Raw genomic sequence first — 23,750 nt, 5'->3', positions numbered from 1 at the left:
CGCACTTGAGGCGGCGGATTTCCGCGAGAGCATGAACTCGCCGGGATGTCCCGGTGCACGCCTCGCCAAGGAGCGCCGCCATGACCGCCGCATCCGCATTGCCCACCGTCACCTTGCATGGCGGCCCCTCGACTCCGACCACCTTGCTCGGACAGGCGCCCGCCCGCATCCCCACTGCCGGGAAGATCCGCGCCGGCATCAAGGTGCTGACCAAGCGCGCCGCGGGCGAGCCGCGTGCCTGCGAAATCTACGAGCGCGGACTGCGCGACGGCCACTCGTTCGACCGCATCGAGCAGGCGCTTGCCGAGGCCTTGCCTCAGCTGAAGAACCCGCTGGTGCCGCGCAATGTGCCCTGGTTCACCGTGCGCGCGCAGGACTTCGGCAACCCGGCGCTGGCGGGCGAGCTGATCGAGGCCTACGGCGAGGATCGCGGCGAGGGGCTGCACCTGTATCGCTTCCCCGTGGTGTTCCCGTCCGACCACTGGCAGACCGTGATGCCGCACGAACTGGCGGCCTGGGGAACGCACGACAAGCGCTACTGGTCGGAATACGCGCCCGATGGCCGCGTGCGGCGCTGCATGTGCCACGCGCCGGTTCCTGTGGACGCTCAGGGGCGGCGCGCCGTGCGCCTGTTCGGTGGACGCAAGACGGTGATGCGCGAGGCCAATGGCGGCGTCTGCGAGCCCGAGGCCTGCCACGAGTACCAGCAGCGCGAATGCAACCTGACGGGCCGCTTCCTGTTCTTCGTGCCGGGCATCCGCTCGCTGAGCGCGTTCGAACTGCACACCACCAGCTTCTACGCGATGAACGCGGCGATCCAGAAGTTCGAGACCGTGGCGTTCCTGCGCGGCGGGCGCATCTCGGGCTTTCTCGACCGCCAGCGCACGCCATTCTTCCTGTCCAAGCGGCTGACGGAAGTGAGCCACATCGACGAGCAGGGCCGGGCGGTGCGGGTGCCGCAGTGGATCATCGATCTAGAAGCGCCGGTGGACGTGAGTGCGCTGCTGCGCGACCGCGAGGACGACGAGGCCGTCGTCGTGCAGGCCCATGCGGCCTGCTGCGTTCTCGAAGGTGAACCCGCCGGGGCTGCCGTGCAGGCCACCGAAGCCGCGGACGCCGAAATGGCCCGGTCTCGCGGCGAGCCCACGCTGGACAAGGTGCTGGCCCTGGCCAGCGAGCTCGGTGTCTCCGCCACCGACTTCGAGGCCTACGCGGCGCGGCGCTGGGGGCCGGGCTGGAAACTCAACCCGCAGGGCCGGCGCCGGGCCTGGGACGAACTGGACCGCCACCGCAACGACGCGCCGGGCTACGCCGACAAGGTTGCCGCGGCGTTGCGGGAGGCGTCATGACTCCGCGCTCGGCGCTGCGGGTGGCGCACTTCTCCGACCTGCACTACGGGCCGCGCAACCTGGCCGAGTCGGATCGGTGCTTTGGCGCCGCGATCGAGCGTGCCGCGGAACTTGATGTCGACGTGGCCGTGATTTCGGGCGACAGCACCGACCACGCGCTCGATCTGCACTCGCCGTCGGCGGTGGCCCTCGTGTCGCGGGTTCGACGGCTGGCGGACCACTGCCCCGTTCTGATGCTTCAAGGCACCTGGTCGCACGAGCCGCCGGGCACGTTGTCGGTGTTCAGGGAGTTGGGCGGGCGCCATGCCGTGCACGTGGCTGATCGGATCGGGCAGGTGGGCCTGACCGCCGCGGGCGACTGGGTGGTGTCACCGGGGTGGTGCTTCGACGCGCTGCCGGAGGGGCTGGTAGCGCTCTTCTCATGCCTGCCCTCGGTCAACCGTGCGGCGGTCGCAGCGGCTCTCGGAGCCGCCGACGCCGCCGGCGCGACCGGCGAACATGTCGCGGCGCTGCTGCGTGGGCTCGCACCGAGCCACGCGATGGCGCGCCAGCTTGGCCTGCCGACCTTGCTCGTGTCTCACGGCACGGTGTTCGGTTGCACCACCGAGCATGGCGTGCCGATGGCCAGCTTCGACCATGAGTTCACGACCGGCAGCCTGTTCGATGCGGGCGCGCAGGCGGTGCTGCTGGGGCACATTCACCGCCACCAGTGCTGGGAACGCGACGATGGCATCGGCCGCCGCTGTATTGCCTACGCAGGTCGATCGGCCGGTTCCACCACGGCGAGGCTGGCGACAAGGGCTTCCTGCTTTGGCACGTCGGCCCCGACTCCGCCGCATGCCGCCTGGAAGTGATGCCGGCGCGGCGCACGGTCGACATCAGCTTCGACGGCAAGCCCGACCTCGGCGCTTTGCGCGCTGCGCTCGCGGCGCAGCCGGTCGAGGGGGCCTGGGTGCGCCTGCGCTGGAGCGTGCCCGAAGAAGAGCGCAACGACGTCGACCGTGCCGTGATGCGCGAACTGCTGGCCGGCGCGGCGGGCGTGCAGTTCGAGGGGCGCATCGTGCCGGTGGTGCGCGTGCGATCCGGCGGTATCGGTCAGGCCGGCGCGATGCGGGACAAGGTGGTGGCCTGGGCCGGCGTGGTCGGCGCGCGACCCGAACCGCTGTGGGCGTGTCTCGACGAGCTCGCGGCGTGCGAGCCGCAGCAGATCGTGGACGCTGCCTTGGCCGAGCTGGACGCGGCGGCAGAGGTCGATGCGCAGCGTTCCGCAGGCGAAGGGGCGAGCGACTTGAAGGAGTTAGAGCCGGCAGGAGACTGCCTCGAGGTTTCATCGGGAGCACACGCATGAGAGTCCATTCGCTGATGCTCAAAGGCTTTCGCGGCATCCGCGACGGCATGGGCCGGGACGTGCTGGAACTGGACTTCGAGCGCCTGGCGCCCGGCGCCGCGCTCGTGGCTATCGCGGGCGCCAATGGGCGCGGCAAGACCACCGTGATGGACAACCTGCACCCCTTATGTGGACCTCGAGGTGTCAACATGGGAAGCCGTCACGCGTGTTGGACGACGGCTTCGGAGTCCGCCGAGTCGGTTGCCGCCGATGTCATCCGAATTGGCATTGGGCGCCAACTGCGTGCATCCGTAGAGGGGCCCCGGCTCACCCGACAACTACTACACAAAGTCGAAAGTCAGACATACCTCGCCGTTCGGTTTGACTTGATCGGTGTGCCGGAAGCCAGACGCGAGATAGAAGTCTCTTGGTCCGTGGGGCCCAACGACATACGACGTTTGGATCGATGTGATTCCGGGTCTGGATCTCGCGTGCGCCAGAACGAGCTCAAGTGCGCGTCGACCGTAGCCAAGCTTCTGGAACCGTTGATCAATCATGAATCTCCACAGCGAGATCTCAGACCTTCGTCCATCGGTATCCAAGAGAGTGTTGTCGCGCAGCATGACAAATCCGACGAGAACGTCCTCTGCGTAGACTGCCCGAAACCAAGCTTCTCTGTGAAAGTAGGCTTGCGCTATCGACACCGCATTGCTGGCAACGTACCCCTCTTGCTCTGGCGCTACGCGCAGGTTCGTTACCGCACGGACTGACTCAGCAGTGACCTCGCCGAGGGTGACGACGGTAGCGTTGGAGATGACAGTCGGCATGAGATTGTCTTTGCGAACTATGGGTGCCGTTAGCCCGAGGCGCCGAGCCAAGCTGACTGAGATTTGAAGGGGCATCTCCGTCTTCAATCAACGGACTCGATGCCCCGAGTCAGTGGAGTCGAAGTCATCGATCTGCGGCTTCAGAAGCGGAAGCTCCAAGAGCAGGGTACACGTTCTGGTGACAGCGGTAGTGTCCGCATCGTAGTTGTAGGGATGGCCAGTGTGTGACTCAGATGCACGCGATGGGCGCGGCCGGAGCGGCTGTGTGCCGCCATGACCTGCGCGCGGGGGCACCGTTGAAACGCCGGGACGATTCGGGGCCTGCAGAGCGACAGCCCAGAGGACCGCGATTCGGTCGGTCTTGACGGACGGCATGCGCGTGCGAACCTGTTGGCGTTCACCCACAGGACCGCCATGCAACCTCTCAAACTCACCCTCAAAGGCTTCAGGGGCATCCGCGATGGCCTTGGCCTGGAAGAGCTCACGTTGGACCTCGAGCGCCTGACGGACGGTGCCGAGTTGATCGCCATTGCCGGTGCCAACGGCAGCGGCAAGACGACGATCATGGACAACCTCACGCCCTACAACCTGCTTCCCAGCCGGGCGGCGACTGCGGGGCCTGGCGGCTTCACGTTCTACGACCACGTCTACCTTCCCGAGAGCATCAAGGACCTGACCTGGGCGCACGAAGGCCGCTGCTACCGATCGCAAATCGTCATCCGGATGAGTGGCCGCCGCAAGACCGAGGCATTCCTGCTCGGACTGGACGACGATGGGCAATGGCGGCCCGTGCGTGTCGACGATGGCACGGTATCCGACGGACGCGTCGAGTCGTATACCCACTGCGTCGAGTGCATCTGCGGCAGCCCGGAGACCTTCTTCACGTCGGTATTCGCCTCCCAGGGCAAGCGCCAGCTCAACACCTACCGCAATGGCGAGATCAAGACGCTGCTGGCTGATCTGCTGGGCCAGGAAGAGATTCGCGCCATCGGCCAGAAGGCCGCCGAAGTCGCGCGCCTGCTGAAGGCGGGACTGGTCGCAGTTCGGCAGGAGCAGTCCGGCCTGGCCGACGAGATCGCGGCGGTCGAGGCCGCCAGGCAACGGCTCGGCGGCGCGGACTCGCGGGTGGCCGGTGCCGAAGTCGCCAAGCGGGCGGCCCAGGCTGGGCTGGACGAGTCGCTCGAGCGGCACGCCCGCTTGTCGGCCGAGCGCGAGCAGTCCCGCGCGATCGAGGCGCGACGTGCCCAGCTCACGACCGAACGGCAGGCCGAGCTCGACATGACTGGCCAGTCGGCAGAGGCACTGCGGGCCCAGGACCTCGCGGAAGTGCAGCGGCTGGAACGCCTGGAGCAGCGCATCGGCGCGCGCCAACAGCAAGAGCAGTCGCGGCGGCAGTCGCTGGCGCAGTCGCGGCGCCGTTGCCTGGAGGTGCTCGGCGAGATGGATGCGGTCGGCCGGTCGGTCCGGCGGCTGGCGCTGGCGCAGCGCGCGCACGAAGTGCGCCGGGCGCGTACGCAGGCGGGTCGCCAACAGATCCAGTTGCTGACCCAATGCCAAGGCGCTGTCCGTCTCGCGGAACAGAAGCTGGCCGGCATCGAACGCGACGCGGGCAAAGCGGTGCTTCGGGCGCAGGAGCTTGCCCATCGCTTCGTCCTCACCGCCGAAGTGCCTTGTTCGGGCAGCGATCTGCAAGGGCGCTGCAAGCTGCTCGGCGATGCGCGCGAAGCGCAAGCCCTCATGCCCGACGCACGGACCCAGGTGGCGCGCTGTGCCCGCGAGCAGGAGCAGGTCCAGGGAGAATTGAACCAGGCGCGCCGGCGACACGAAACGCTTGCCGGTGCCCCGCAGGCATTGGCCTGGGCAGAGGATCGTGAGCGTGCTGCACGCGAGCGCGTCGACCGCATGGCCGTACTCGCGTCGAGGGAGCAGGCGTGCGCGCAGGCCAAGGCCACATTGGCCGATATCGATCGCGATCTTGCTGCCCTGGGGTCGCCGACCATGCAGGTCGTGCAGACCCCCGAGGAGCAGGCCGAGCGCGGGCAGGTCGCGGCCTCGCGCTTGGCCATCGCGCAGCAGCTGCAGAGGCAGCAGCAGCGATCCGCCGCGGCACTGGCCCGGATCGAGCGCCTGTTGGTGGAGCTGCCGGCGGTCTACGACGAGTGTCCGCTCAAGGCCGCTGCCGAGGCGGTGACGGGTGCGCGCGGCGCGCTCGCGACGGCCGAGCGCTCGCTGCTGGAGGCCGCTCGCGACGCGCAGGCGCAGGTGGAACTCGGCAAGCAGTCGGTGGCACTCGTCGCCCGCCGCGAAAGGGTCCAGGCACGCTGCGCGAAGGTCGAGCACGAACTCGCGAACTGGATCCTGTTCGCCCGCTGCATGAGCAACGACGGGCTGATCGCGCTGGCGATCGACGACGCCGGGCCGGCCCTGTCCGGCCTGGCCAACGAGCTGCTGCTGGCCTGCTACGGACCCCGCTTCACGGTGTCAATCCACACGCTGCTCGAAAGCGGCAAGGGCGAACAGAAGGAAGGCTTCGACATCGTCGTGCACGACGGCTCCACCGGCGATGCCAAGAGCATGGGCCTGATGAGTGGCGGCGAACGGACCTGGGTGGAGGCCTGCCTGACGCGCGCCATCGCCTTGTACCTGGCGACGCACACGGGGCGCCGGTACTCGACGCTGTTCTGCGACGAAGCCGACGGTGCGCTCGATCCCGACCGCAAACGCATGTTCATGGCGATGAAGCGCGAGGTGCTGCGCCTGGGTGGCTACGAGCGCGAGTACTTCGTCTCGCAGACGCCGGAGCTGACCGCGATGGCCGATGTCGTGATCGACCTCGATGCAATGAAGGCGCAGGCTGCGGAGGAAGTCCTCGTCGCGGGATGACCCGTGACGCAGGGCGGCGCGACTTCAGGCGTTCACAGGCGCGCGCGCTGCGGTCAGCCGCCGCGGTGCTCCGGCGCGATCGATACCACGCGCACCTTGGCATCGCGGCGCGACTCGGCCAGCTCGCGGTCGCGCCGCTGCAGCAGCAGGCGGGTCTCCTGCCACGCCGCGAAGTAGTGGTCGACCAGCGCTACCATCTTGGCGATCTGTTCGCGCAGGACGGCATTGTCCTGGCGCAGCCGCTGTGCTGCTTGCCTGTCGCCATCGATTCGAGGACGGTGCTTCTGCTGGACTGCGTGCAACGCCTGCACGACGTCGGGGTGGTAGCGGTACAGCGCGTTGCGGGAAATGCCGGCCAGCTCGCACAAGGTGGTGGCGGTCAGCGCCGACGGCGAAGCGCCATTGCCTTGCTGCTGAACCATGGTTGCCAGCGCCTCGCGCAATCGCTGCGCCGACGTGCTCTTGACCCCGCCGGGAGGCTGCTTCGTCATGATGATTCCTTCCTCCCGCAGTCGATCGCCCGGACCAGGGAGCGAGCCTCGTCGAGCCGCGCACGAACGATGCGCAGGGTCTGCAACGGCAGCGCGGGCTCATCCAGAAGCTCCTGGCAACGGTGAACCTGGATGGCCCAGTAGGGGCGGTGCTGCTCGGACACCACGAAGTTCTGGCAGCGTGCACAGGTCGAGGGCTCGCGGCGGGCAGGGTTCGGGCCGGCCGCGTTGCCGAGGCAGGCGCTGTACTCCTCGCGATAGACGCAGAAGCCCCAGTCGCAGACACCGAGCACGAGTCCCGCGTCGACCAGCAAGCGCGCATAGCTCGCGAGGTCTTCCTTGATGCGCTTGCCCCGAAAGCGCGGGCGATTCGCCACGATCTCCTCGCCGGCTCGTCCGCCCAGGCCGGGTGCCGCCAGCATGTGCTCCCAGGCATTGACCGACTGCGCCAGGATCTCGGCGTCGATCTCCTGGTTGAGCCGGTAGTCGGACCCGGCGTAGCCGTTGTCGGTCTCGGCCCGTTCGCGATGACCCAGCTGCTGGGCCAGTGCGAACAGGCACGTGCGATCACGAAGCGCCGCGAACCTGGCGAAGGTCTTGCGGCCCTGATGTGTGGTTAGCTTCCACGGCCGGCCTCGTGGGTGAGGCCAAGCCAGGCGCCGAAGCGCCCAAGTTGGATGCTGACCCTTGCTGTCGATGGAATCTCCAGCCGCTCGGGCTCAAGCTCATGCCACTCGGTCGCGCCATTGCCGCGCCAGCGGCGCAGCCAGAGCTCTTCGCGTCCGGCGACGGCGCGGTGCCCGGCGGACAGCGCTTCGAGTACCGCCACCGCCTGCACCGCGGCGGGCGGGGCGACCCACTCGTGGGCGCGCCCGTGGTAGCCCGACTGGCGCTTGAAGATCGCCCCGACGATCACGGTCACGGGCTCGCTGGCGCCCTCGGCGCTTCGACGCTGCACGCAGCCGGCCTTCAAATGCAGGATCTCGCTTACGCGCGGGCCGACCAGGTAGGAGATGACGACGAAGCAGGCGGCGTAGAGCAAGTCGGTGCGCCGGACGAGTTCGCGGACCGACCGCACGGAGGAGTCCGCATCGGCCATGCCGGCGCTGGCACGCTGGAGTGCGCGTGTCGCCCGTCCGGTGTGCGCGTGATCGGAGCCGCGACCGCCAGCCACAGCCTTCCGATACGTCTCCCAAGCGCGCAGGACGGCGGGAGCGTCGCGCGTGACGATGTCGATCGCCGCCTGCACCAAGGGCACGGTGACGCTGTCGGGTGTGTAGGGCCAAGGTCGGCGCAGCCCGTTGTGAGCGCCGGCGAGCTGGCGATGATCGCTTCCGGCAAAGGGGTCGAAGCTCAGGCAGTCGTCGAGTTCGTCGCGGAACCGCTGGAAGTACGCGAGCAGGTATAGGTGTCGTTGCAGGGTTCCCGGCGCACGCTGCGGCGACCTGCCCGCCAAAGGGCGCGAGCGCAGCCACTGCTGGAACTGCAGCAATCCCGGCGGGTCGAGCAGCGAGAAGCGGCTGAAACCCTCGCCGCTCATCCATTGGAGCAGGCAGCGCAGCGTGTGAAAGTATTGCGCGACCGTGCTCGGCCGCAGTGGCAGTCCGGTGGAAAGCGAGCGCGATCGGATGAGGGCGACGAGTTGCCTGCTGGTCTCCAGCAGCGCGGCGTGGCGCTGATCGGTGAAGCGTCGCCCATCCTGCAGTTTGAAGTCCCAGCGCAAGCGCACAGGCTGCCGCTCTTCCAGGGCGTTGCCCGGCGCCAGAACCCAGACGGGGTCTTCCCACTTCGACTCGACAAGGAACCACGCGCGGTCGCCGGTTCGCGCCTGAGCGCAGGCGACGGGACTGTCGTCGGTCTGGCGCTGCGGGGCGGGCACGGCGGCGACCTCACCGCAGGTCCGGCAGCGGCGGAAGTTGCGCCACCAGCGGCTCGGCCGCGGCGAGTTCCCGTGTGCTGAAGCGTGGCAGGATGTCATCCTCGAGGATGCGCAGCTGCGACGCGTAGAGCACTTGCCAGCGCGCCGGATGCAGCGTCAGTGCCGCGGCGCGCAGGTGGTCGCGCGCTTGAAGCAGGCGGGCCATCGTGCGCGGCTCCGGCGGGATCACCGCGTTCGGGCAGGTGAAGCAGCCCATGAAATTGGTGCAGATCTCGCCCCGGCGTGTGCCGGGCGCGGTGCCGGCCAGCGGATCCGTACAGTCGAAGCCGAACAGCGAGACCGTCTTGCCCGGCGGGACATCTGCGCTCGACGGCAAGGCCGCGACCACCGGCGCAGGCGACGTGGCAGGCGAGATGGCAGGCGGTGCGGCGAGATGCTCAATGAAGGCCCCCTGCAATGCGGCCATGCGCGCATGGTTCTGCTGCCGGACGATCGGCGTCTGGACATAGCGAACGGTCGTCGCGATGCTGGCGTGGTTGGCCACCGCCCGCGTTCGAAGCAGGTCGCCGCTGGCGCGGTAGAAGCTGGACAGCACGCTCGGCCGGATGCTCGCCAGCGAAAACGCCGCCAGGCCGTGTCGCTGGCAGAACTCGCCGAGCAGGTGGTGGACCGTGATGGTGGACATCGCGTTCACCGTGCGCAGCCCCTTGAAGATGAAGAGGCGGTCGCGTTGTGCCGCTGGCGCCAGCGGCCGCAGGCGCTCGTTCCAGGCGAGAAGGTCCCTCACCAGCGCCGGTGGCTCGAACGGCGCGTCGCGCTCGAAGCTGCGTCGCTGCAGACGTCCGGCGCGCGCCTTGAACCAGACCAACGCCTGGCAGTTCTCCAACAGCGGGACGTCCTGGAGGCAGTCGCGCCCGAGTTCGGCGATGGGCTCGGGATTGCCGGCCGCGTGGATCAGGATGGCCAGGTAGTACGGCAGCAACGAGACGGCGCGCGGGTACAGGCACGGCTCGATCTGCTTGGCACCACCCCAGCGGCGCACCGCCAATTGCAGCGGATGGTTGCCGCACCGTTGCAGCTCGAGGCTGCTGGGCACGATGCCGGCGAAGCGCTGATCGACCTCCACCAGCAACCAGCCCAGGGAGCCCGGCTTGTCGCCGTCCGCAGCGCGTTGCGCGGCGGCCGAAGCGCGGACCTCCCGCACGGCAGCGATGTCTGCCTCGCATGCACGCAGGATCGCGCGCAGCTCGCGCGCCGTCGGCGTCGCGCGTGGGGCCGGTCGCTGCCCCGGCCCGGGAAGGGTGTGAAGGGGTAGTCGATGCGGCTGACGAGATCGGGACGACAGCGCTCGAGCCAGCGCAGCAGCTGGCGCAACGCACTGTAGGCCGCGCTCCGCGTGGAGATCGCCCATGTTGCGCCGTCAGCGCGCCGTCGCGCGTTGAGCCATTCGACGTAGCGCAGGAGCATCCGACGGTCCAGGTCCGCGAGCGATCTGACCGCTCCCGATTCGCTCGCGAAGCGGCTGAAGGTCAACACCCAGGTCCAGCAAGACTTGATGCCGCGCGGCGGCCGGGCTCCCAGGTGGCCCCAGAACGCCAGCGCCAGCGCAAGCCGCACCTCTTCCGGCAGGCCCAACGAAGAGAAGTCGATGACCGTCCGGCGAACCACACGAGGGGCTTCGATGCGGGCTTGATGTGCGTCATGCGTCGGCGGTGCCGCGGACCCCTGCGACAGGTTCCGGTGGATGCGCTTGCCGGGTGACCTCATGGCGCGCTTGTCTGGTCAAGCAGCGTGTCGAGCGCGTCCTTGAGGACACACGGGTCGACCGCCACTGCACGAAGGTAGCCGTCGGTGGTCTCGATGCGCTCGTGCCCGAGCAGCACCTTCACGACCAGCAGCGGGTTGACCTGGGCGCCTCGGGCGGCCAGCTGCTCCAGCCGGGTCAGCATCATGCAGGCGAAGGTGGCCCGCATCAGGTGCGTCGTGGCCTTGAAGCCGCAGACACGGCCCGCTTGGCGCACGGCTCGCTGGTAGGCGTTCTTGCCCACGGCACTTCCGCGTGCGTTGATGAACAGCGCCATGGGCGTGGCGATCCGGCCTCTGCGTCGTGCGCGTGCAAGCCAGGCGAGACGATGGCCGCTCACGTAACCGTCGGTCTCGTCGAGCAGGCTGGCCGGCACGACCACGTGGCCGGGCTTGCGGCCCTTGCGGATGACCTCGATGGCGCGATGCGGCGTGGCTGGCGCAGAGCGGGGGTCGATGTCGTCAATGTCGCTGGTGCCGAGGCGCAGCAACTCGCTGATGCGCAGGCCCGTATACAGCTGCCAACGTGCCATCAGGTCGTAGGGCGGCGCGAGCGCCGCAAGGAGTTCACGCGCCTGCTCGGAGACCAACGGCCGGGGCAACGCCTCGTACTGTCGAAGGATGAACAGGCTGCGCTCGTAGGTCGGGGTGTGACCGGCTCGTGTCGATCGGTGCTGGCGCGCGAGGCGGAGATCGCGTGCCGGCTCCGCCAGCGGCGAGGTGCTCAACCAACGCGCGCGAACCGCCCACCCGTAGAACCGAAGTACGCCGCGAACACGATGGTTGATGGTGGAGGTGCGGAACGGTCGGCCGGTGTGTGCGCTTGACTGCGACATCATCCGGTTCCGATAGGCCACGAGGTCGACGCCGTCGGCCGTCTCCCACGGGATATCGTTCTGCTCGAGTGTCTCGAACCAGTCGTAAAGGATCTCGGCGTAGGTCCTCAGCGTGTCGTCAGTATGGGCGCGCTGGATCGAGTGCTCGTGCAGGAAGGCCACCGCCGGTTCGACCAGTTGCCAGTGCTTGGTGAACAGAAGCGGAAACCCGCTTGGGCGAGGCTCGCGAACCGCGACGGCAGCCGCTTGTTCGGCAGCGTCGCGTGCTCGCCCGGGCACCTCATCGGCGGTTGGCAGCGATGCCTTGCGGATGATCTGCACCATGGCGCTCTACCTTGCGCATCAAGAACTTGACGGCGTCCACGAACGACAGGTCCAGGAGGTACATCGCCAGGTCGATGGCTCCACCCCCGCCGCGCTTCGCGCGTGTGTCGTACCACTTCGAGCCCGTGGTCACGATCTCGAATTCGCCGCGGCCGGTACTCAGGTGCCAGCGCGCGCTGCGATCATCCTTGACCGGCCGATACGTCGGGTCAGGCTTGAGGTAGGTGGCCAGCAGCGCGAGCGTGTCGCAGGCCGGCATCTGGCGAAGCCGTGTCAACGTCGAAGTACTGAATGAAATGCGAAGTCGGCGCGCGACCATCTCCGCGACCTCCTGTGGCATTGCTCGTAACGCGGGACGCGGCGGGGCTACTCGCCTCTGAGAGAGGCTTGGGCTACCCGGGCGTGAGATCACTGTAGGCCGGGTGGCCGCTGAGTCCAAGGGCGTTGACACTGGCGAATGCAACCTAACACCCCTACCTGCTGATGCCGTCGCGGGCGTCGACAGGCACACCCGGCGGCTTCTCGTACTACGAGCATGTCGTGCTGCCGGAGAGCGAGAAGACGCTGGTGTGGGAGATGGACGGGCGGCGCTACCGCTCGCAGCTGGTGATACGGTCCGGCGGCCGGCGCCGGACCGAGGCGTATCTGTTCGCCTGGGATGACGGCGCGTGGCGGCCCGCCGTGATCGCCGACGGCACCGTGTCGGACGGCCGCTGCGACAGCTACACCCGTTGCGTGGAGTCGATCTGTGGCAGCGCGGAGACCTTCGTCACTTCGGTGTTCGCGGCGCAGGGTCGGCGCCACCTGAGCCAGTACCGCAACGCCGAGATCAAAGGGCTGCTCGCCGACCTGCTCGGCCTGGACGAGATCGGGCGACTCGGAAGCCGTGCGCAGGAGGTCGTTCGCGGACTGAAGGCGGGATTGAGCGCACTGCGGATGCGGCAGTCCGAACTGGCCGTCGACGAGGCGCGGGTGAAGGCCGACCTCACCAAATTGCACGGCGCCGATCAGGCGGTGGCCGCGGCGGTGAAGGCCCGCGACGCGGCGCGCAGCGGATGCGATGCGGCCCGGCTGGCCCACGCTCGCCTGCTGGCCGAGCAGTCGCGGTCGACCGCGATCGGTGAGCAGCGCGCGCGGCTCGAAGACCGCCTGCGCCTGGCTGCGGCGACCCTGCAGCGATCCGAAGCCGAGTGGCAACGACTGCAGGACGACCTGCGCGAGCGGACCGAACGGCTGAATCAGCGGGTCGCTGAGCGGATCACAAGCGCCAGGACGCGCCGCGAGGCCGCGGAGGTCCGGCTGCGTCGCTGCGCCGCGCTTGTGGCCGACGCGGCGCGTGTCGCCCGCGCGGAGCGTCGACTGCCACTCGCCCGGCGAGTCTTCGCCGCATGGCAAGCGCGCATGGCGCAGGCGCGAGTCGGGGTCGAGCAGGCGACACGGGCGCGCGATGCGTGCAGCCACGCAATGCAACGGCTCGGCGCGATCGAGCAGGCGGCGGGAAAGGCTGCATTGCGGGCGCAGGAACTTGCGCGTCGGTTCGGCCTTGTCGGGTCGGTGCCCTGCAGTGGACTGCCGCTGCAAGGCCGCTGCCAGCTGCTGGGCGACGCCCGCGAGGCCGCCGCCTTGATGCCATCGGCGCGCGGCGAGGTCGAACGTCTTGCGCAAGAACGCGCGCAGGTGCTGCGCGAAATCGAGCCGCTCGAGCGGCAGGCGGCGCAGCGCCAGGGTGCCGCGGATGGGCTTCGGGACGCCGAGCGGCGTGTCGCCGCCGCAGCGAGCAGGGAGACCGCCCTGAGCGGGCTGGCCGGGCGCAAGGCGGAGCTGGTACGCGCCGAGGAGGACCACGCGGCACTGCAGGAGGAAGTGAAGGCCTTGCAATTGGTCGAGTCGATCCGCGAATCGGACGATGAGCGGACCGAGCGGCAGGCCATCGCCGGCGGACTGCAAGCATCCGCGCAGCAGAGGCAAGCTCGGCGCGAGGCGCATCGCGCCGAAACCGTCGCCATCCAACAGATGCTGGCGTCGCTGCCGCCACGATTCGACGCGCAACGGCTGGTGGAAGCGGCGGCGCATGTCACAGCGGCCCAGCGCAGCCTCGAGGAAGCGGAACGCGCCCACTCCGCTGCGCTGGCGGACGTGCACAAGCGCCAGGCCGCCGACGCCGAGCATTCGCGCCACGAGGCACGGCGTTCTGCGCTCGGCGAGCACATCGACCGTGTGCAGAGTCAGCTGGCCGACTGGCTGCTGTTCGCGCGCTGCATGAGCCACGACGGCCTGATCGCGCTGGCCATCGAAGACGCAGGCCCCGCACTGTCGGGCCTGGCCAACGACCTGCTGCTGGCGTGTTACGGCGCCCGCTTCACGGTGGCGATCCGCACCCAGGTCGAAACGGCGAAGGGCGAGGCACGCGAGGGGTTCGACATCGAGGTGCACGACAGCGAGTCAGGCAACGCCAAGAGCGTCGCGCTGATGAGCGGCGGCGAACGGGTGTGGATCTCATGCCGTGATCGGCATGAGATCCACTATGCCGAGAACCCGGATATGCCGAGTTCGCGGTCCGGCCGGCGCTGCATGACCCTGTTCTGCGACGAGGCCGATGGCGCACTGGATGCCGACCGCAAGCGCATGTTCATGGCGATGAAGCGCGAGGTGCTCAAACTGGGTGGGTACGAGCGCGAGTTCTTCGTCTCGCAGACGCCCGAACTGACGGCGATGGCGGATGCGGTGATCGACCTTGACGAGATGGTGATCGCCTCCGAGCAGGCTTTGAACGAGGGAGGTTCGTGAGTGTCGTGGGCAACGAAGGGAAGCCAGACCCCTCGCAGGCTGACTTCCCTTCCTGATCGGTCGCCGTCGGCGTCAGGCCGACAGTTCCGTCACTCGCCCGTCGGGCGCGTGCTCCACGATCCGGTTGCCGGCACGTCGGATGCTGTCGGCGACGACAGCATCGATCATCGAGCGCGGCACCGCGACGTCGAGTTCTTCGAGTCGCTGAACGACCGTGGCGATGTCGCGCCAGTCTGCGGTCGGCTCATCCAGGCTGCTGTAGGCCGGCTCGTCGGCTTCAGTCTCCGGGCCGTCGTCCCAGAGTTGCAGAAAGAACTCGTTCAGCGGCCGGTCGTAGCCCATCACGACGAGCAACGGGCTTCCAGCCCGAACCGTGCGCAGATGGTGCCGGCTCATGGCGCTTCCCCTGGGTCTTCGAAGCATTCGATGCCTTCGACCGTGGCGCCGTGCACGTCGAACTTGAGCCAGACGATCCCCGCGCGCTCGGCCAGCTCGAACAGTTGGGCGAGATCCGCCTCCAGCGGCGTGTCGTAGCGCGGTGCGCCGACATAGACGAAGCCCCCGGTGAGTGTTGGATAGGCATTCACGGACAACTGGTCCTCCTGCAGAAGCTGGCGCGTGGCCGGTGAAAGGTGCGCGGTGGACAGCGCGACGAGGGGCTCCGCGAGCTCGCGCGGTCAGCACAAGCTCGCTCATGACGCCCTCCCGGCAGGCCGGAGGGACGGGCTCGGCGACGCTTTCGCGCGTCGGTTGAAGTCGATGCCGCAATCGCGGCAGCGGTACCAGCGCAGGCGGCCGAGTTGGCCGAGTGGCACGCCTTGGCCCGGGCAGACCGGGCAGGCAGGGGATTGCGGCGATGTGCCGGTGAACATGGTGTTGCTCCTTCTCTTCTCGGAAGGGGCGCTCGCCCGCGAGGGCGATACGCCCCCTCGGGGTTGTCGATGGCGGTGGCTGCCGCGGGTCAGATCAGTCCGCGTTCGGCGAACGACGCGCACTGGTCGCCGGCCACGACGAAGTGGTCGAGCACCCGGACGTCGACCAGCGCCAGCGCCGACTTGAGGTTCTGCGTCAGGAACTCGTCGGCACGGCTCGGCTCGGCCGAGCCGCTCGGGTGGTTGTGTGCCAGCGCCACCGCCGCGGCGTTGCGCTCCAGCGCGCTCTTGACGATCTCGCGCGGGTAGACCGAGGTCTGGGTCAGCGTGCCGCGGAACATCTCCACGGCGCTGCGCAGCCGGTTCTGCGCATCGAGAAACAGCACGATGAAAACTTCGTGCTGCAGGCTGGCGCAGTGCAGGCGCAGCCAGTCGCGCAGCGCCTGCGGCGAGTTCATCACCGGGCCGGCGCTCAGTTGCGCGCGCAGGTCGCGCATCAGCAACTCGCGTGCGACGCCGAGCTTGTGGTCGAGCAGGGTATCGCTCGCCTCGCTGGCGACGGCCGCGGTACCGAAGTAGGCGGACTCGAGGTCGTTGACCTGATCCGCGGGTGGATGGTCTTTGGGCAGGACGGGGGCGAGCAGGGCGCCGATCAGTTCGGCGCGCGACATGGCAGCAAGGTTCTGCATGGCGTTCTCCATGGGGTTCATCGAAAGGACGAACGGGAACGCCGCCCCAGCCGGGAACGGGTTCCCGAGCGGGTGGCGCCACGAGGGCGCCTAAGGGGGCAGGTGACGACTGCTACGCCTGGCCGGGCCAGGACCTCCTGTCGGAGGGCTTGATCTCACGATCGAATGCCACGTCAGTGTCGTCGGGGTGGCGCCCGGCGGACACCGGGGCGAGGCGACCGCCATCCGAGCGGGCCGGCGGAATGAGTGAGTTCTGCGTGGCGCCAGTGCCGGTGTCGCGTCGCATGCCCGCAACGCGGCGCCATGTGGCAGCGACGGAATCGCAGCCGGACGCGACTGGGGTCGAACTGGCGAAGAAAGTACGACGAGAGCGTGTTTTGCGCTTGCAGGTGTGCGCTGCTTGGCGCGAGCATGGCGGCGAGACCTCGTTCGCGCGCCCGCCATGATCCGCCTCGGAACCCACATTCGACTGACTCGGCCCGAGGCCGAACGGCTGTTCCGGCTCACCGACATCGAGCCGGCGAACATCCGCACGGCGGCGGACCTCGACGCCTATGTGGCTCACTGCAAGGCGCACTACTGGGGCCGCTCGCGCGACACGCAGTTCCTGCACTGGCTGATCGACCAGGAGCGGGCCCGACTCGAGGTCGCGGCGTAGAGAGGAAAGAGGAGCCCCGAAGCACGAGGGCTTCGGGGCGAGGGGTGGCGTCAGGCCGTGCGCGCGGCGGCGGGCGCTGGCGCCCCGGTGTCCGACGAAGGCTGCCGCGTGGCCTTGGGGTCGAAAGCGGCATGGGCCTGGGCGACGTCGGCATCGCGCCGCAGTTTCCGTACCTTCGCCGCGGCGGGTTCGCGACGCATCTCGGGCAGGCACTCGACGAGCAGATCGATCGCCCGCGAGGTCTTCAGCCGAAGCGTACGCAGCGGCTCGACGACGAGCACGCGGCCAGCCTGCCGCACGAACTGCCCGATCCGCTTGTTGCGCTGCGTGCGCGCCTTGTGCGCGCGCAGCGATTCGCGGCAGCTCAGGTACAGCGCGAGGTGGTCGTGCCGCGCCTGCGCGTCGGCATCGAGTTGGGCCAGCACCTCAGCGGCGATGTCGGCCTGGCCGACCTGCCGGTAGAAGCGGACCCAGGCGCGCTCTTCTTCGATCTCCACGGCCGAGCGCTTCGCCTTGCGCGGAGCCGGGTAGGGCCTGTCGTTCAACATGGGGGACTCCTTGGTCGGCGAGCGCACCGGCACCCCGAGGGGAGACGGTGGACTCCCCTGGTTGGAAGATCGCCTACGAAATCGGCATCGTTGGCGGTGGGACGCGGAACGCGACCTATCGGCCTCGTCGGGCGAGTGTCTGGCCGTGAGACCAGGCGACTCGCCGACGAATGCACTCTCACGCCGCGGCAGGGCGCAGCAGGGCGGCCAGTCGCGGTGGCGGCGGGACCGGCGCGTGAACGCGTCCCGACCCTCCAAGCAGCACGCCGACGGGCCGTGGCGCTCTAATTGCTTGACTTGCACACATGGCAGTTCTCCTTCGTGAAGCGAAGGGGAACGCCGCTCCCGTCGGGGAACATGGTTCCCCGTCTGGGATGCTTCGGCCCGCGTGGGTCGAAGCGACTGGATGGCAAGCCACGGCCCCGTGAGAGGTGTGGTTCGCCATGAAAGGAAGGCCCGCGGTCTTTCGATCGGGGCCTTGCTCGGTGCCGGGCATCACGCTGCTTGCGCAGCGCATGTCGGCGCTGGTGAAGCACGCACGTCGGCGGCTTCATCCACTCCGGCGCCCACATGTTGACGGGAGCCGTTGACGGGCCGCATGGAGCGGCCTGACCAGGCAAGGCCTGGCGCTCGAGGGCGGGTAACGACCGCGACGCCAGCGAGGCTGGACTTCAGCGCAGCCGAGGCTGCGGTGAAGGCTTTGCAGGCACGATGCCCACAGGTAGCGTGGTCAGTGTTGACCGGACACGCCGTCCCGACAAGAACATCGTTACAAGCTGTGGCGACCGCCATGCGCAACGGCCCGCCTTCGTCGTTGCCGTGACGTGGCGGAATCGGTCGGCCTCGTCCGCGACAATGGAGTCAATGGTCAAGCTCGCCAAGAACTTTCGCTCCTTTGCCGATTTGGCCGCCGCCTACGAGCGCGACCGCGACTACCGCATCGTGCGGTTGCCACGTTCCGGTTCCGAGGTGGCGATCGTGGCGCCGCACGGCGGAAGCATCGAAGCGCACACCTCGGACATCGCCCGCGACATCGCCGGCCAGGACTTCAACCTCTACCTGTTCGAGGGGCTGCTGAAGGCCGGCAACTTCGCCGCACTGCATCTGTCGAGCCACCTGTTCGACGAGCCAGACTGCCTGGATTTGCTGAGCGCATGCCGGTCAGTGGTCAGCGTGCATGGTTGCGGCCACGCGGGCGAGATCGTGCTGCTGGGTGGGCGGGATGTCGTCCTGCGGGAGTCGATCGGCGAGCGCCTGCGAGGCCTCGGCGTCGAATGCGAAGCCGCACTGGCCGGACTGGACGCAGCGGATCCCATGAACGTCTGCAACCGGGGGCGCGGCGGGGCCGGCGTGCAGTTGGAGGTGTCGCTTGCGCTACGGCGGTCGCCGCGGCGAGCCCTGCTGGTGCGCGCCGTGCGCGAGGCGCTGCTGGTCGCAGAAGCCTGACGGCAGTCAGCGGGACGGTCACTGGAGCGCACATGACCGAGAAACCCGCAACCCCAGGCGGCCACGGGCAAGCGCCGCTGCCGCGCGCCCTGGGGCACTTCGCGGTCGAAGACCCGGAGGTCGCTGAACTGCTGGACCTCTCGACAGGTCGCTGCGAGCGGCATGCCGACGTCATCGGCGACGACTACGAGAAGGCGCTCCAGCTGCGCATGCAACTGCAGACGGACCTGCGGCGCGAACAGCCACGGTTCGTGTGTGCCATGTGCATGACGCCGGTCTACCTGGTCTCGCGACCTGAGGGCCGCAAGTTCTTCTTTCGGCATTCTTTGGAAGACGGCCGCTGCTCCGCGGTGACCCGGGTCCTGCTGTCGCAGGACGAGATCGACGCTCGAAAGTACAACGGCGCGAAGGAAAGTTGGCTGCACCTGGAGATGAAGTCGTGGATCGCGGCTTGCCTGCAAACCGATACGCACTTCTCGAAGGTGGTGGTGGAGGGGCGGTGGACCGGGGCCGTCTCCGGGGAGTGGCGCAAGCCGGACGTGCGTGCTCGTACGGCGGTACTCGGGTCGCGTTCGAGATCCAGTTGTCGACGACCTATATCAACGTCATCGCGCAGCGTCGTGAGTTCTATCGCCAGGAAGGTGGACTGCTGTTTTGGGTCTTCGCTCACTTCGACATGGGCGCGCGCCGGCTCACCCGGGAGGATGTGTTCTACAACAACAACCGCAACGCGTTCGTCGTCACGCAGGCTACGCGCGACGAGTCACTTCGACAGCGGCGGTTCCTGCTCGAGTGCATCTGGGCCGAGCCGACGCTGGGAGGAGAGGTCAGCGAATTGCGCCGGGAACTCGTTCCTTTCGATGCACTCACGCTCGATGCCGACACGCAGCGCGCCTATCACTTCGACTTCGATCGGGAGCGGAACCGCCTGGCCAGGGAGGTCCGCGAGCGCAAAGTGGCTCGTCAAAAGCCTTTGCGGGACAAGTTCGAGGGTTGGTACGTCGCCCATGTCACGACCCGCGAGGACGACCACAAGACCTGGGGGCAGCTGCGGCGCGACTGTGCCGGCGAGGGTGTCGGGCTGCCGGAGTACCCCGGAATGCTCCCGCGAGGTCTGCTCAACGTCCTGTACTCGACGAAGCATGGTCGCGTGATCGGATGGGACTACTCGAACTTCATCCAGATTGCCCACCACGTGGAACCGGGGCTGCGCCAGTACCTCCACTGTTTCCGAGCCGCGTTGAAGGCCTTCGGGCGAGCAGAGCTGATCCGCTCCGAGGATGCGTCCGGCAAGTGGGCAGCGAAGGTTGCGGAGTACAAGGCGCGCATCGCCCATGGCGATCCGGCCTACACCGCGGACACGACGCACGATGCGTTGGTCAGGCTGCTGTTCCCTGAACTGTTTGTGGACGAGCGGACCTGACGGCACGGGCGTCAGGATTGCGGCGATCAACAGACGCCCTCCCCGCAGTAGCGGGGAGGGGCCAAAACCGCCGTCAAGCGGCGAGCTTCGTATCCTCGGCGTCCATGCGGCTGGCGCCCGCCGAGTCCTGGTCGAGGTCGAGTTGGCGCTGCAGGCGGCGCTGCCGCGCGAGGAGATCGGCCAGGCGACCCTCATGCTCGAACGGGCGTTCGAGCTCGATCCGCAGATCGGCCAGGCGCTTGCCGCGCACGGTCAGTTGCTGACGTGCCGCGTCGCGCTCCTTGGGCACCGACGCCAGCGCTGCGAGCAGCGCCGCCACCAGCCCCTGGGCCGTCTGGTACACGTCGGCGTCGTACCGGCAGTGACCTTCGAGGTAGAGGCCGGGAACGCCGTTGTCGCGGCTGGCGCGCAATCCGAGGTGGAAACCAGCAAACCGGCCGACGCGCTGCTCGACGCTGCCTTGCGCGGCCTTCGCCGCACGCACCAGCTGCCGCAAGCCTTCGCCGACCGCCTCAGCGCCGACCAGAACCTGGCCGGCCAACTCGACGCGCATGTCTCCGGCGGATGCCGGCTCTGCGCGCTCGCAGTCCTGCTCCAGCAACGCCAGCTTGCGTTCCAGCGCCTCGATCAGCATCGGCAGCCGCGCCACCTCGCTCTCGTTCGCATAGCGCTGGTTGCGCCACACCGAGAACAGCGTCGACAGCTTGGCCACCTCGCGTCCACGCCGGCCTTCTCGATCACGAGCGGGTTGCCCGAGGCGAGCGCCTTCACTTCGGCGTACGACAGCGCCGCCAGTTCCACGTCCTCGATCGAACGCAGCCCCTTGTCGCCGCTCATCACCTGGGCGATGAAGCGCGCCTTGGTCTCCAAGGCCTGCCACATGTAGCTGTCGAAGCTGCCTTCGGTGACGTAGCGGAAGATCTCCACGTCCTCGCACTCGTTGCCCTGGCGCAGGATGCGCCCTTCGCGCTGTTCCACATCGCACGGCCGCCAGGGCGCGTCCAGGTGGTGCAGCGCCGCCAGCCGGGTCTGCACGTTGGCGCCGATGCCCATCTTCGCCGTCGATCCGAGCAGCACCCGCACCCGGCCTTCGCGCACAGCCTTGAACAGCGTGGCCTTCTGCGCGTCGGTGTCGGCGTCGTGCACGAACGCGATCTCCGCTACCGGCACGCCGGCGTCGATCAGGCGCTGCTTCAGGTCGTCGTAGACGCTGAAGGCCTTGCCTTCCTTCGGTGACGACAGGTCGCAGAACACCAACTGCGCGCCGCGGAAGACCTCGGTGCGTTGCCGCACCGCGAGCACCTCGCGAACACACGCGGCCACCTTGCCCTGCGCGTCGAAACGCGCGCCCAGTGCCACCAGCCGGAAGTCCAGCGCGGCCTTGCGGCCGTCGGTGGTCACCGCGAGCATGTTGTCCTGCTGCGGCTTGACGCGGCCCATGCGGATCGCCTCCGCGCGCTCGACCAGCGTGCGCACGTAGGCCTTCAGCGCGCTGCTTGCCGGGCAGGCCACGATGCGCGGCTTGCTGCCGCGCAGCGCCGGCACCGGCAGCTTCAGCATCTCCGCGGTGCGGATGTCGGCCACTTCGCCGAACACCGCCATCAGCTCGGGCACGTTGATGAAGCGCGCGAAGCGCGTGTTCATCCGGTAGCCGCTGCCGTCGGGCGCGATCTCCAGCGCCGTGACGCTCTCGCCGAAGGTGGCCGCCCACGCGTCGAACTGCTGCAGCCCGAGTGCTTCCAGCCTACGGGGCTGCAGGTAGCGCATCATCGTGTGCACCTCGGCCATCGTGTTGGCCACCGGCGTGGCGGTGGCGAAGACCACCCCGCGCTGCGCGCCGCCGTGCAGGCGCATCGTGTAGCGCGTCTTCAGGAACAGGTCGAAGGCCCGCTCCGAGTTCGCCAGCGGCAGGCCGGCCACGCGCGTCATCTTCGTGAACCGGTACAGGTTCTTGAACAGGTGGGCCTCGTCGACGAAGAGCGTGTCGATGCCGAGCTGTTCCCAGCTCAGCAGATCGTCCTTCTTCGCGTCGGCCAGCAGCTTCTCCAGCCGCACCGTCCAGTTCTTCTTCATCGCTTCGAGCTGCTTGACGATCCGGTTGCCCCGGTCGTTGCGCCGCTCGGCGCGCACTGCCATCTCGATTTCCATGATGAGTTCCTTGATGAAGGTTTGTGTGAAAACCGGTGACATCCGGATGCGCTCGAAGCTCGAGTGCGTGATGACCACCGCGTCCCAGTCGCCCGTGGCGATGCGCGACACCAGCTCGCGCCGGCGGTCGCCCTCCAGGTCTTCCTTGCCCGCCATCAGCACGGCGGCATTCGGGTACAGCCGGACGAACTCGGCCGTGTACTGCGCCAGCATGTGGTTCGGCACCACGTGGCAGGGTTTGGCGGCGAAGCCGAGGCGCCGCAGCTCCATGCCGGCGATCGCGCAGACCGCGGTCTTGCCGGCGCCGACGACGTGGAACAGCCCGGTGTTGCCGGACTGCACGACGCGCCACACGGCGTCCCGCTGGTGCGGGTGCAGCGCGTAGCAGCGCGAGAACCCGGGCAGCTTCAGGTGCGAGCCGTCGAACTGTCGCGGCCGCGTGGCGTTGAACAGGTCGTTGTAGGTCCGGCACAGCCGCTCGCGGCGCTCGGCTTCGTCGAAGGCCCAGGCGGCGAAGCGCTCCTTGATCAGCGCCAGCTTCTCGCGTGCCGCCAGCGTCTCGTCGGGGTTGACGATCATGCGGTCGCTCTCCGGGTCCGGGTCGCGGACCGTCGGCACCTGCACGTTCAGCGCGCACTGCACGAGTTCGATCGCGTTCAGCCGCGAGGTGCCGAATTCCTGCGTCACCTTGACGTTCTGGCGCGCGCTCCAGTCCGGGTAGCGCACCGACCAAGCCCCGGCCTGTGCCGAGTAGCCCACCTCGCAGTCCTTCTGCTCCAGCACCTGCCGGATGAAGTCCTCCACGTCGCCGGCGGGGATCCACACCGCGCCCAGGCGCGGCTCGATGGCTGCCGGCAGCAAGTCCTCCGGCTGCACCCGCTCCAGCGCGGTCACGTTTCGTGCGGCCCCCGGGCCGGCGGCCAGCGCCAGCCTGAGCTTGGCCTTGACCTCGCCAGACAGGTACTCGTCGGCGGTCTTCCACTGCCCGTCCGCGGGATCCAGAAACACCAGTCCGCGCTCGGCCAACGCATCCAGCACCGCTTGTGGCGGCGCCGACAGCAGCCGGCCCATCCAGGCCGGATCGACCCGGCCGCGCCATTGCACCGAGGCGGCAAGCGCCTCCTCGGGCTCGGCCGCGGCTTCGGGCTCGACGATCCGCGCCAGCGTCCGCCGGCTGAAGAACGCCGCCTTGCTGGCGGTCTCGATCTCCTCGTCGTAGTGCTCCAGCGACAGCAGCAGCGGGTAGTCGGGGTCGCGCCGGAACGCGAGTGCGTTGGCGCGGTTCGACAGGCACCCGAAGCGCGCGACATAGCGGTCGTAGCTTCCGTTCAGCATGGCGCGCTCGTGGCGCTGCCGGCTGTCATCGGCGTCTGACAACTGCAGATTGAGCAAGGCTCGCGCGTGGTCGCGAATCGAACACAGGCCCGCGATGCGGGCACGCTGCGTGGCGTTCAGGCGCT

General features: G+C 68.5%; 20 protein-coding genes and 1 pseudogene. 8 read left to right on the top strand and 13 right to left on the bottom strand.

Going from position 1 to position 23,750, the window contains the following annotated elements; genetic code table 11:
• Window positions 1-80 precede the first annotated feature (80 nt).
• From Y694_RS11010 to Y694_RS24220, 3 genes are read left to right on the top strand one after another with little or no spacing between them, the layout of a single operon-like run.
• Entirely contained in the window at window positions 81-1,349 is a 1,269-nt protein-coding gene (locus tag Y694_RS11010) for a hypothetical protein (RefSeq protein WP_036232391.1), read from the top strand.
• Window positions 1,346-2,203, top strand: coding sequence for a hypothetical protein (locus Y694_RS11005; protein ID WP_051495717.1), 858 nt, complete (start codon window positions 1,346-1,348; stop codon window positions 2,201-2,203). Before Y694_RS11010 ends, Y694_RS11005 begins: the two co-directional genes overlap by 4 nt.
• Window positions 2,203-2,697, top strand: a complete 495-nt coding sequence (locus Y694_RS24220) for a hypothetical protein (RefSeq protein ID WP_051495716.1) — start codon at window positions 2,203-2,205, stop codon at window positions 2,695-2,697. The genes Y694_RS11005 and Y694_RS24220 overlap by 1 nt, the downstream gene beginning before the upstream one ends.
• A 320-nt stretch (window positions 2,698-3,017) precedes the next feature.
• Here the strand turns inward: Y694_RS24220 and Y694_RS27155 are convergent, their stop codons facing one another.
• Complete coding sequence (locus tag Y694_RS27155; RefSeq protein ID WP_409072479.1) at window positions 3,018-3,299, bottom strand: GNAT family N-acetyltransferase; 282 nt, start codon at window positions 3,297-3,299, stop codon at window positions 3,018-3,020.
• Window positions 3,300-3,917: 618 nt separating this feature from the next.
• On the opposite strand from Y694_RS27155, the gene Y694_RS11000 reads away from it, so the two are divergent.
• Window positions 3,918-6,386 (top strand): AAA family ATPase, encoded by a 2,469-nt coding sequence (locus Y694_RS11000; RefSeq protein WP_036232390.1) that lies wholly within the window; start codon window positions 3,918-3,920, stop codon window positions 6,384-6,386.
• Between the two features lie 53 nt (window positions 6,387-6,439).
• On the opposite strand, the gene Y694_RS10995 is transcribed toward Y694_RS11000, so the two are convergent.
• The 6 genes from Y694_RS10995 to Y694_RS10970 all read right to left on the bottom strand — a co-directional run bounded on the left by Y694_RS10995 (window position 6,440) and on the right by Y694_RS10970 (window position 12,038).
• On the bottom strand, window positions 6,440-6,829 hold the full coding sequence (locus Y694_RS10995) for a hypothetical protein (RefSeq protein WP_152543448.1): 390 nt from the start codon (window positions 6,827-6,829) through the stop codon (window positions 6,440-6,442).
• Between the two features lie 44 nt (window positions 6,830-6,873).
• Window positions 6,874-7,299 (bottom strand): hypothetical protein, encoded by a 426-nt coding sequence (locus tag Y694_RS22555; RefSeq protein WP_051495715.1) that lies wholly within the window; start codon window positions 7,297-7,299, stop codon window positions 6,874-6,876.
• A gap of 194 nt (window positions 7,300-7,493) precedes the next feature.
• The gene (locus tag Y694_RS10985; protein WP_036232386.1) at window positions 7,494-8,756 is read right to left on the bottom strand and encodes a hypothetical protein; all 1,263 of its coding nucleotides are present in this window, start codon (window positions 8,754-8,756) and stop codon (window positions 7,494-7,496) included.
• 10 nt (window positions 8,757-8,766) lie between these two features.
• Entirely contained in the window at window positions 8,767-9,960 is a 1,194-nt protein-coding gene (locus tag Y694_RS10980) for a hypothetical protein (protein ID WP_036232384.1), read from the bottom strand.
• Window positions 9,961-10,519: 559 nt separating this feature from the next.
• Window positions 10,520-11,719, bottom strand: coding sequence for a site-specific integrase (locus tag Y694_RS10975; RefSeq protein ID WP_036232382.1), 1,200 nt, complete (start codon window positions 11,717-11,719; stop codon window positions 10,520-10,522).
• On the bottom strand, window positions 11,676-12,038 hold the full coding sequence (locus Y694_RS10970) for a hypothetical protein (protein WP_081771249.1): 363 nt from the start codon (window positions 12,036-12,038) through the stop codon (window positions 11,676-11,678). Before Y694_RS10970 ends, Y694_RS10975 begins: the two co-directional genes overlap by 44 nt.
• A gap of 257 nt (window positions 12,039-12,295) precedes the next feature.
• On the opposite strand from Y694_RS10970, the gene Y694_RS10965 reads away from it, so the two are divergent.
• A complete protein-coding gene (locus tag Y694_RS10965; protein WP_197028775.1) occupies window positions 12,296-14,506 on the top strand; it encodes a DNA repair protein in 2,211 nt (736 codons plus the stop codon).
• A gap of 72 nt (window positions 14,507-14,578) precedes the next feature.
• On the opposite strand, the gene Y694_RS10960 is transcribed toward Y694_RS10965, so the two are convergent.
• From Y694_RS10960 to Y694_RS10950, 3 genes are all read right to left on the bottom strand, one after another.
• On the bottom strand, window positions 14,579-14,860 hold the full coding sequence (locus Y694_RS10960; protein WP_051495713.1) for a hypothetical protein: 282 nt from the start codon (window positions 14,858-14,860) through the stop codon (window positions 14,579-14,581).
• Between the two features lie 38 nt (window positions 14,861-14,898).
• The gene (locus Y694_RS10955) at window positions 14,899-15,099 is read right to left on the bottom strand and encodes a hypothetical protein (protein WP_310732225.1); all 201 of its coding nucleotides are present in this window, start codon (window positions 15,097-15,099) and stop codon (window positions 14,899-14,901) included.
• Window positions 15,100-15,467: 368 nt separating this feature from the next.
• Window positions 15,468-16,067: a RadC family protein gene (locus Y694_RS10950; protein ID WP_231497637.1), complete on the bottom strand. Its 600-nt coding sequence runs from the start codon at window positions 16,065-16,067 to the stop codon at window positions 15,468-15,470.
• A 442-nt stretch (window positions 16,068-16,509) separates the two neighbouring features.
• Here Y694_RS10950 and Y694_RS10945 point away from each other — a divergent pair, with 442 nt between their 5' ends.
• Entirely contained in the window at window positions 16,510-16,725 is a 216-nt protein-coding gene (locus Y694_RS10945) for a hypothetical protein (protein WP_036232378.1), read from the top strand.
• 50 nt (window positions 16,726-16,775) lie between these two features.
• On the opposite strand, the gene Y694_RS10940 is transcribed toward Y694_RS10945, so the two are convergent.
• Window positions 16,776-17,306 carry a hypothetical protein gene (locus tag Y694_RS10940; RefSeq protein WP_197028774.1) on the bottom strand — a complete coding sequence of 177 codons (531 nt, stop codon included), beginning with the start codon at window positions 17,304-17,306 and terminating at the stop codon, window positions 16,776-16,778.
• 831 nt (window positions 17,307-18,137) lie between these two features.
• On the opposite strand from Y694_RS10940, the gene Y694_RS10935 reads away from it, so the two are divergent.
• Together Y694_RS10935 and Y694_RS10930 are read left to right on the top strand one after the other, a co-directional pair.
• Window positions 18,138-18,719 carry a poly-gamma-glutamate hydrolase family protein gene (locus tag Y694_RS10935; RefSeq protein ID WP_036232369.1) on the top strand — a complete coding sequence of 194 codons (582 nt, stop codon included), beginning with the start codon at window positions 18,138-18,140 and terminating at the stop codon, window positions 18,717-18,719.
• 439 nt (window positions 18,720-19,158) lie between these two features.
• Window positions 19,159-20,142 (top strand): DUF6035 family protein, encoded by a 984-nt coding sequence (locus tag Y694_RS10930; protein ID WP_152543445.1) that lies wholly within the window; start codon window positions 19,159-19,161, stop codon window positions 20,140-20,142.
• A 73-nt stretch (window positions 20,143-20,215) separates the two neighbouring features.
• On the opposite strand, the gene Y694_RS25780 is transcribed toward Y694_RS10930, so the two are convergent.
• Complete coding sequence (locus Y694_RS25780; RefSeq protein ID WP_231497636.1) at window positions 20,216-20,776, bottom strand: hypothetical protein; 561 nt, start codon at window positions 20,774-20,776, stop codon at window positions 20,216-20,218.
• Window positions 20,770-23,750: pseudogene (locus tag Y694_RS10925) on the bottom strand (DEAD/DEAH box helicase); the annotation flags it as partial. The gene Y694_RS25780 and the pseudogene Y694_RS10925, both read right to left, overlap by 7 nt.

The sequence above is a fragment of the Methylibium sp. T29-B genome, assembly GCF_000576225.1.
In the GTDB taxonomy this organism is placed as follows: Bacteria; Pseudomonadota; Gammaproteobacteria; order Burkholderiales; family Burkholderiaceae_C; genus Methylibium; species Methylibium petroleiphilum.
The sequence above is the reverse complement of the archived record's forward strand: the minus strand, read 5'-3'. Positions and strand labels throughout refer to the sequence as shown.